The sequence below is a fragment of the Thiohalocapsa halophila genome, assembly GCF_016583825.1.
Classification (GTDB): domain Bacteria; phylum Pseudomonadota; class Gammaproteobacteria; order Chromatiales; family Chromatiaceae; genus Thiohalocapsa; species Thiohalocapsa halophila.
Genome location: NZ_NRRV01000124.1, coordinates 1 through 6985, shown reverse-complemented (window position 1 = coordinate 6985; position 6985 = coordinate 1). Strand labels below are relative to the sequence as shown.

Here is a 6985-nt window from a genome sequence, read left to right as displayed (position 1 = left end):
GTTGCTCCCCACCCCGCCTCGCGGCGACGCAGTTACCATTGGCTACGGAGCTTCGGCTTACTCCGACACGGACTTTCACCGTGCTGATGAGGCGCCCTCGCGGGCGCACTGGGAGCGGCCTCTGGCCGCGATGACTTACAGGGCACCGGCAGGCGTTCGTCGCGGCAGGGATGCCGCTCCCACGGCGCGAGCCGATGGTCGGCGCTGTGGCATTCCCCCATCCGGCATCGGCGTGGGCGCACGCAGTGCGAGCGGGGTCCGACCAAGCCGGCTGCCGGCATCACGGCGTCAATGGATGCCTGAAGCCACGCCTACCAGGGCCAGGCAGGTCGCTTCTCGCGCTGGCGCCCCCACCATCGTCGGATGTTCGCGCTCCCCGCCCGCGCCCGCTGTTTGTCCGTGCTTGGTGCGCTGCTGGCACTGTCGCTGCTGCCCGCCGCGGCAACGGGGGCGGGAGAGGCGGCGCCGCGCTATCACATCGCGTCGGCGGCGGACCTGAGCCGGCTCGATGTGCGCGCCTGCTTTCCCGGCGGTGCGCCCCGACAGCTTGGAGCCCGGGACCGTCGAGCAGCGCGCTACCTGCGTTTGCCGCAAGGGGACGCCGCGACGCACCGGGACGGCCGCATCCTGCTGCGCGATGCCTTGCCCGGCGGCTGCTTGTCCTATCGCGTCGACCTCGCCGCGGCCACCGGCGAGGACTGGCGCGGCCCGGTGACGCAGACCGGCGGTGCCCTACTGCTGTCTCCGCAGCTCTTCCTCTGGCGTCCGGCACGCGACGGCGCCCTGTCGCTGACCTTCGAGCTGCCGGCGGGCCTGCGGTTGTCGACCCCCTGGGCGCGCACCGGCGGCACCGCAGGGCAGCCCGCATTCACCACCGGCACGCGGCCCGCGGCCTGGGATGCCCGCATCGCCATCGGCGACTTCACTGCCGACACCATCCGCCTGCCCGGCGGCCGCCTGGACGTGGCACTGCTGGCGGGCGAGCCGGCGCCGGATCGGGCCATGCTGCGCCGCTGGCTGCGCGCCCAGGCCGGCGCGCTCGCCACCGTCTATGGCCGCCTGCCGGTGCCGCGGGTGCAGGTGCTGGTGGTGCCCGTCGGGCGCGGCGGCGAGCCGGTGCCCTGGGGACAGGTCTCCCGCGGCGGCGGCGACGCGGTGCACCTGTACATCGACCAGACCCGCCCGGAGGACGAGTTTCTCGCCGACTGGGTGCTGGTGCACGAGCTGAGCCACCTCTTGCACCCGCGCATCGAGGACCGCGGCCGCTGGCTCTACGAGGGCATCGCCAGCTACTACCAGAGCCTGCTGCGCGCCCGCGCCGGGCTGTTGCCCCCCGAGCGCGCCTGGGACAAGCTGCACGCGGGCTTCCGCCGCGGCATCCGCGCCACCGAGTGGGGCGAGAGCCTGGCCGCGGTCAGTGCCGGCGGCGGCGAGTACATGCGCGTCTACTGGAGCGGTGCCGCCGTCGCGCTGCTGGCGGACCTGGCGCTGCGCCGGCGCTCCGGCGGCGAGCAGAGCCTGGACACCGTGCTGGCGGCCTTCGCGGACTGCTGCCTGCCGGCACAGCGCTGGTGGGGCACGCAAGAATTCATCGCCAAGCTGGACGACCTCGCCGGCGGCGATACCTTCCGGCGGCTCACCGATGCGCACCTGCGCTCGGAGCGCTTCCCGTCTCTTACCGCGGCCTATGAGACGCTCGGGCTCGAAGCCATCGACGACCGGCATGTCGAGCTGCGCGGCGACGCCTCGGCGCGGTCACTGCGCCGGGCCATCATGGGGTGGGACTGAGCCGCGAGCCGCCGGGACTCAGCCGCGCGGCGCCTGGAACACCGCGGTGTCCGGGTGGAAGGCGTACCAGGCGAACCAGAAGCCCGTCATCGCCGGCATCTGGCTGCCCTCGGCATCGAAGGCCCGGGCGCTCTCGTTGAGGCGGTCGAAGCGGATGGTGACGGGCTCGCCGCCGATGCGGTCGCGCACCTCGCCGTCGGTCTTGGACAGCTCGGCGAAGGGATAGGCCTTGTACTGCCCGCCGATCTCCACGCCCAGCAACCGCTCCTTCGGGTGATAGCGCCGCGACTTGTTGGCAACCGGAAAATAGAGCCCGCGCTCGGTCTCGTAGCCGCCGTAGGGCGTTCGGGCATAGTCGCGCCGGTAGCCCGTGTCCGTCGACAGCACCCGGGTGTCCGGATGCTCGCGCAGCCAGGCACTCCAGGTGGTGTGGGTCAGCGGCAGGGCCCGCAGCTCGCGGCCGGCCAGAGGTCCCGCGACGGCCTGCTTCTTGATCTGGCTCCAAAGGCTCTCGGTCTCGCGGTCGTAGAGCAGCATGTCGCTGTTGTACAGCAACCCCGAGACGCCGAAGGTCAGCTCACGCCCGCCGGACTCGGCCGCAAAGGCCACCCCGGTGCCGCAGAGCGGGCAGTAGGTGATGGCGATGCGCTCGCCGCCGATGTCGTCATTGACGATCTCGTGCCAATTCATGATGCGGATGGGATAGGCCCGGGCGACGCCGCCCCGGACGATGCCGAGCACGTCGTCCCCGCCGCGCAGGAAGTCGGCCTCCCTCGCGGCGACGAGCTTGGGCGCGTCGATGGAGGGAATGCCGTCGCGCGCCGGTCCTCCGGCGTGGATCTCGTCCGCCGGCACCAGGGCGTTGTCGAGGTCGAAGCCGTTGGTCTGCGCCGGCGCCTGCGCCGCCGACAGGGTCGCCGCCAGCAGGGCCAACGCCAGCAAAGCGACGGTCGAAGCCACGGAAAAGCTCGAGGGAGGATTGCGGGTGGTCATGGCCGTACTCGGAGGTGGATCATGGATACCCACAGAGACCGCCGAGCCCGCGCCCGGCTTTCACCGCGGAGACAGCCCATGGCCAAGCCCCCGAGCCGCGAGCAGCCCGCCACCCGCGCCGCCGGCATCGTGCCGGTGCGCTTCGCCACCGCCGACGCCGCGGACTCCGACCCGCGCTTTCTGTTGCTGCGGGCCTACAACTACTGGGACTTCCCCAAGGGCGAGTTGGAGCCCGGTGAAGCGCCGCTAGCCGCGGCCCTGCGCGAGGCGGCCGAAGAGACGAGCCTGGACGATTTCCGGCTGCGCTGGGGCGAGGCCTATATCGAGACCGAGCGCTACGGGCGCGGCAAGATCGCCCGTTACTACCTCGCCGAGGCGCCGGCCGGCGACGTCGAGCTGCCGGTGAGCCAGGAGCTGGGCCGCCCCGAGCACCACGAGTTTCGCTGGGCCACCGCGGAGCAGGCTCGAGCGCTGCTGAACCAGCGCCTGCGGCGGGTGCTGGATTGGGCGGTCGAGCGCCTGGACGCCGGAGGCTGAGGGGTCCGCAACGGCTCCCACAGTGGCTGCGTGTGTGGGAGCGGCATCCTTGCCGCGACGTACCGCTGCCGGCGCCCTGAAAGTCGTCGCGGCCAGAGGCCGCTCCCACAGGGGCTGTGCGCGTGGGAGCGGCATCCCTGCCGCGACGAACCGCTGCCGGCGCCCTGGAAGTCGTCGCGGCCAGAGGCGGCTCCCACAGCAAGCGCGCCGTGGGAGCGGCATCCTTGCCGCGACGTACCGCTGCCGGCGCTCTGGAAGTCATCGCGGCCAGAGGCCGCTCCCACAGCAAGCGCGCCGTGGGAGCGGCATCCTTGCCGCGACGTACCGCTGCCGGCGCCCTGGAAGTCATCGCGGCCAGAGGCCGCTCCCACAGCAAGCGCGCCGTGGGAGCGGCATCCCTGCCGCGACGAACCGCTGCCGGCGCCCTGGAAGCCGTCGCGGCCGGAGGCCGCTCCCACAGCAAACGCGCCGTGGGAGCGGCATCCCTGCCGCGACGAACCGCTGCCGACGCCCTGGAAGTCATCGCGGCCAGAGGCCGCTCCCACAGCAAGCGCGCCGTGGGAACGGCATTCTTGCCGCGACAGGGGCCGCTCCCACGATGCCGGCGGCGCTCTTGCCTGTGCGCGTCGGCGCCGGGCTCGTCACTGGACGGGCTCCAGGTGCTCGAGCACGAGCTGCGGCGATTGCAGCCCGCGATAGTCGTTGATGTCGAGCCGGTAGGCGAGGCGCACGTGCTCCCCCACCGACCCGCGGTGCTCGGCGAGGTGAAAGCCGATGGCCTCCAGCGGCGGCGCCCCGTCCAGGCGCACCCGCAGCTTCAGGTGGCGCTCGGCGGCGATGCTGGTGTGGCTGACGGCGAAGACGCCGTCGAACACCGGCTCGGCGAAGCCCTTGCCCCAGGGCCCGGCCCGGCGCAGGGCGGCGGCGGTGTGGAGGGTGAGCAGCGGCGCCGGCAGCTCGCCGTCGGAGAGGATCTCCCGCACCGTCGGGGCACCGCCGAGCTGGCGCTCGATCTCGGCGCCCAGAGCGGCCCGGAAGTCTGCCAGCAGCGCCGGGGCCAGGCTCAGCCCCGCGGCCATCGCATGACCACCGAAGCGCGTGACCAGCCCCGGCTCGCGCTTGTCCACGGCGTCGATGGCATCGCGGATGTGCAGGCCCTCGGTGGAGCGGGCCGAGCCCCGCAGCAGGCCGTCGCCGGCGTCGGCGAAGACCACGGTCGGGCGGTGCCAGCGCTCGCGCAGGCGCGCGGCGACGATGCCGATGACGCCCTCGTGCCAGTGCGGCCCGTGCACGCAGAGCACCGGCGGCACCTCGCCCTGCTCGGCGGCCATGCGCTCCACCAGGGCCGTGGCCTCGTCCAGGATGCCGTGCTCCAGCTCCCGGCGCTCCCCGTTCAGCTGATGCAGCCGCTGGGCCAGGCGCATGGCGCGCACCGGGTCGTCCGTGGTGAGACACTCCACGCCAAGGGTCATGTCGTCCAAGCGCCCGGCGGCGTTGAGCCTTGGGCCGGCGGCGAAGCCGAGGTCCCGGGCGGTGACGTCCTGCACCCGGCAGCCGGCCACCTCCAGCAGCGCCCGGAGCCCGGGGCGGCAGGCGCCGGCACGGATGCGCCGCAGCCCCTGCTCCACCAGGATGCGGTTGTTGCGGTCCAGCTGCACCACGTCGGCGACGGTGCCGAGGGCCACCAGGTCCAGCAGGCTCGCGAGGCTCGGCGCCTTGCGTGCCGGGGCCGCGCCGGCAGCGGCGAGCCAGCCGCGGCGGACCAGCTCGGCGCGGGTCGCCGCCAGCAGGTAGAACACGACCCCGCAGCCGGCGACGTGCTTGCTCGCGAAGCCGCAGCCCGGCTGATTGGGGTTCACCACCGCGGCCGCCGCGGGCAGCTCGGCGCCGGGCAGGTGGTGGTCGGTGATGAGCACCGGGATGCCGTGGGCCGCCGCGCGCTCCACGCCGGCATGGCTGGCAATGCCGTTGTCGACGGTGACGATGAGGTCCGGGCGGCGCTCGGCGGCGGCGTCCGCCACCGCCGGGCTCAGGCCATAGCCGTGGTGGAAGCGGCTCGGGGTCAGGTGGTCCACGTCCGCGGCGCCCAGGGCGCGCAGGCCGAGCAGGGCGACGGCGCTGCCGGTGGCGCCGTCGGCATCGTAGTCGCCGACGACGAGAATCCGCCCGCCGCGCTGCACCTGGTCCGCCAGCAGGGCCGCCGCCGCGTCGATGCCGTGCAGGCCGGCCGCCGGCAGCAGCGCCTCCAGGCTCACCGCCGGCGCCGCATCGCCGCGGTGCGCATAGAGCCGGGTCAGCAGCGCCGACACATTGGCCGGGGCCGTCGGGTACTCGCCCAGGCGGCGGATGCGCACGGGCGGGGCATCGGCGGCGGCGGGTGTCGGCTGGCGCGGCATGGCGTCAAGCTTAACCGCCCGCGGCTTGCGGCGCAGCCCGGCGCGCGGCTGCCCGTCATCCCCGGCCCGACGGGCGCCGCGCGCCGCTTGAGCCGGCGGCCCCCGGCATGCACTTGATGGTCATGCACCGTCCCGTCACCCGCCTCGCCGTCGTCTCGCTGCTGCTGCTCGCCGGCTGCAGCGGCCTGTTGCTGCGCCCGGGTGCCCCGGCGCCGACGACGGACCTGCCCGCCAGCGTTGAGGGGGCTTCGGGTCAGCTCGCCTCCGGCACCGGCTGCACGCTGGATTACCGCACCTTTGTGCCGGCGGCGAGCGCGCGCGCGCCTGGCGCTAACGCGGCCGCCGACTGGGTCATCCTCGCCCACGGCTTCCTGCGCAGCCAGCAGCGCATGCAGGGGCTGGCGGCGGCCATGGCTGCGGCCGGCATGCAGGTGGCGACGCTCGACTTCTGCAACCAGAAGCCCTGGGCCGGGCGTCACGTGCAAAACGGCCGGGACATGGCGGCACTGGCCCGACACCTGGGGGCGCAGCGGGTGGTCTATGCCGGCTTTTCGGCGGGCGGGCTCGCGGCGGTGCTGGCCGGTGGGTCGGACCCGCAGGCCGTCGGCGTGCTGACCCTGGACCTGGTGGAGACCCAGGGCCTGGGGGTGGGCGCCGCCCGCAGTCTCGACAAGCCGCTGCTCGGGCTCGCCGGCGAGCCCACCAACTGCAATGCCCTGGACAACGGCCGGGCGGTGTTCGCGGCGAGCGCCCGTGCGCAGGTGCAGCGCATCGAGGGCGCCGGGCACTGCGACTTCGAGGCGCCCACGGACGGGCTCTGCGAGCTGGTCTGCGCCGATCCCGACGGGCCCGAGCAGGCACAGCGCGCGCGGATCATCAGCCGCGCTGTCGCTGCCGCAGGCGCCCTGTTGGAGGACGATCTGGCTGCCTGGAGGTCGCCGGCGGGCGCGGCCGACGGCATCGCCGCCGACGCGGGCGTGCAGCCCGGGCGGCATGCGACATCCCTGCCGGGCTCGCGCGGGGGCTGAGTCTTTCACGCGCCGAGATGCATCGTCGCGGCCGGAGGCCGCTCCCACGTCGACGTTGCTGTGGGAGCGGCATCCTTGCCGCGAAGGGCGCTGGCGGGCACTGCGGCGGGTTTCGCGGCCAGAGGCCGCTCCCAGTGCGCCCGCGAGGGCGCCTCATCAGCACGGTGAAAGTCCGTGTCGGAGTAAGCCGAAGCTCCGTAGCCAATGGTAACTGCGTCGCCGCGAGGCGGGGTGGGGAGCAAC

5 protein-coding genes are annotated in these 6985 nt (G+C 73.9%); 3 read left to right on the top strand and 2 right to left on the bottom strand.

Annotation, left to right across the window (positions count from 1 at the left end):
* Positions 1 to 363 precede the first annotated feature (363 nt).
* Positions 364 to 1788, top strand: a complete 1425-nt coding sequence (locus tag CKO31_RS24860) for a hypothetical protein (protein WP_200243249.1) — start codon at positions 364 to 366, stop codon at positions 1786 to 1788.
* 18 nt (positions 1789 to 1806) lie between these two features.
* Here CKO31_RS24860 and CKO31_RS24855 read toward each other — a convergent pair whose 3' ends face one another.
* Positions 1807 to 2748, bottom strand: coding sequence for a DUF3179 domain-containing protein (locus CKO31_RS24855; protein WP_322789209.1), 942 nt, complete (start codon positions 2746 to 2748; stop codon positions 1807 to 1809).
* Positions 2749 to 2859: 111 nt separating this feature from the next.
* Between CKO31_RS24855 and CKO31_RS24850 the strand changes: the two genes are divergently transcribed.
* A complete protein-coding gene (locus tag CKO31_RS24850; RefSeq protein ID WP_200243246.1) occupies positions 2860 to 3318 on the top strand; it encodes an NUDIX domain-containing protein in 459 nt (152 codons plus the stop codon).
* Between the two features lie 641 nt (positions 3319 to 3959).
* Here CKO31_RS24850 and recJ read toward each other — a convergent pair.
* Complete coding sequence (recJ, locus tag CKO31_RS24845) at positions 3960 to 5714, bottom strand: single-stranded-DNA-specific exonuclease RecJ (protein WP_200243244.1); 1755 nt, start codon at positions 5712 to 5714, stop codon at positions 3960 to 3962.
* Between the two features lie 122 nt (positions 5715 to 5836).
* Here recJ and CKO31_RS24840 point away from each other — a divergent pair, with 122 nt between their 5' ends.
* Positions 5837 to 6742: a dienelactone hydrolase family protein gene (locus CKO31_RS24840; protein ID WP_200243243.1), complete on the top strand. Its 906-nt coding sequence runs from the start codon at positions 5837 to 5839 to the stop codon at positions 6740 to 6742.
* Positions 6743 to 6985 lie beyond the last annotated feature (243 nt).

Coding starts and splice junctions, on each gene's coding strand:
- CKO31_RS24860 (WP_200243249.1), top strand. CDS start 364: ATGTTCGCGCTCCCCGCCCGCGCCCGCTGTTTGTCCGTGCTTGGTGCG.
- recJ (WP_200243244.1), bottom strand. CDS start 5,714: ATGCCGCGCCAGCCGACACCCGCCGCCGCCGATGCCCCGCCCGTGCGC.
- CKO31_RS24840 (WP_200243243.1), top strand. CDS start 5,837: ATGCACCGTCCCGTCACCCGCCTCGCCGTCGTCTCGCTGCTGCTGCTC.
- CKO31_RS24850 (WP_200243246.1), top strand. CDS start 2,860: ATGGCCAAGCCCCCGAGCCGCGAGCAGCCCGCCACCCGCGCCGCCGGC.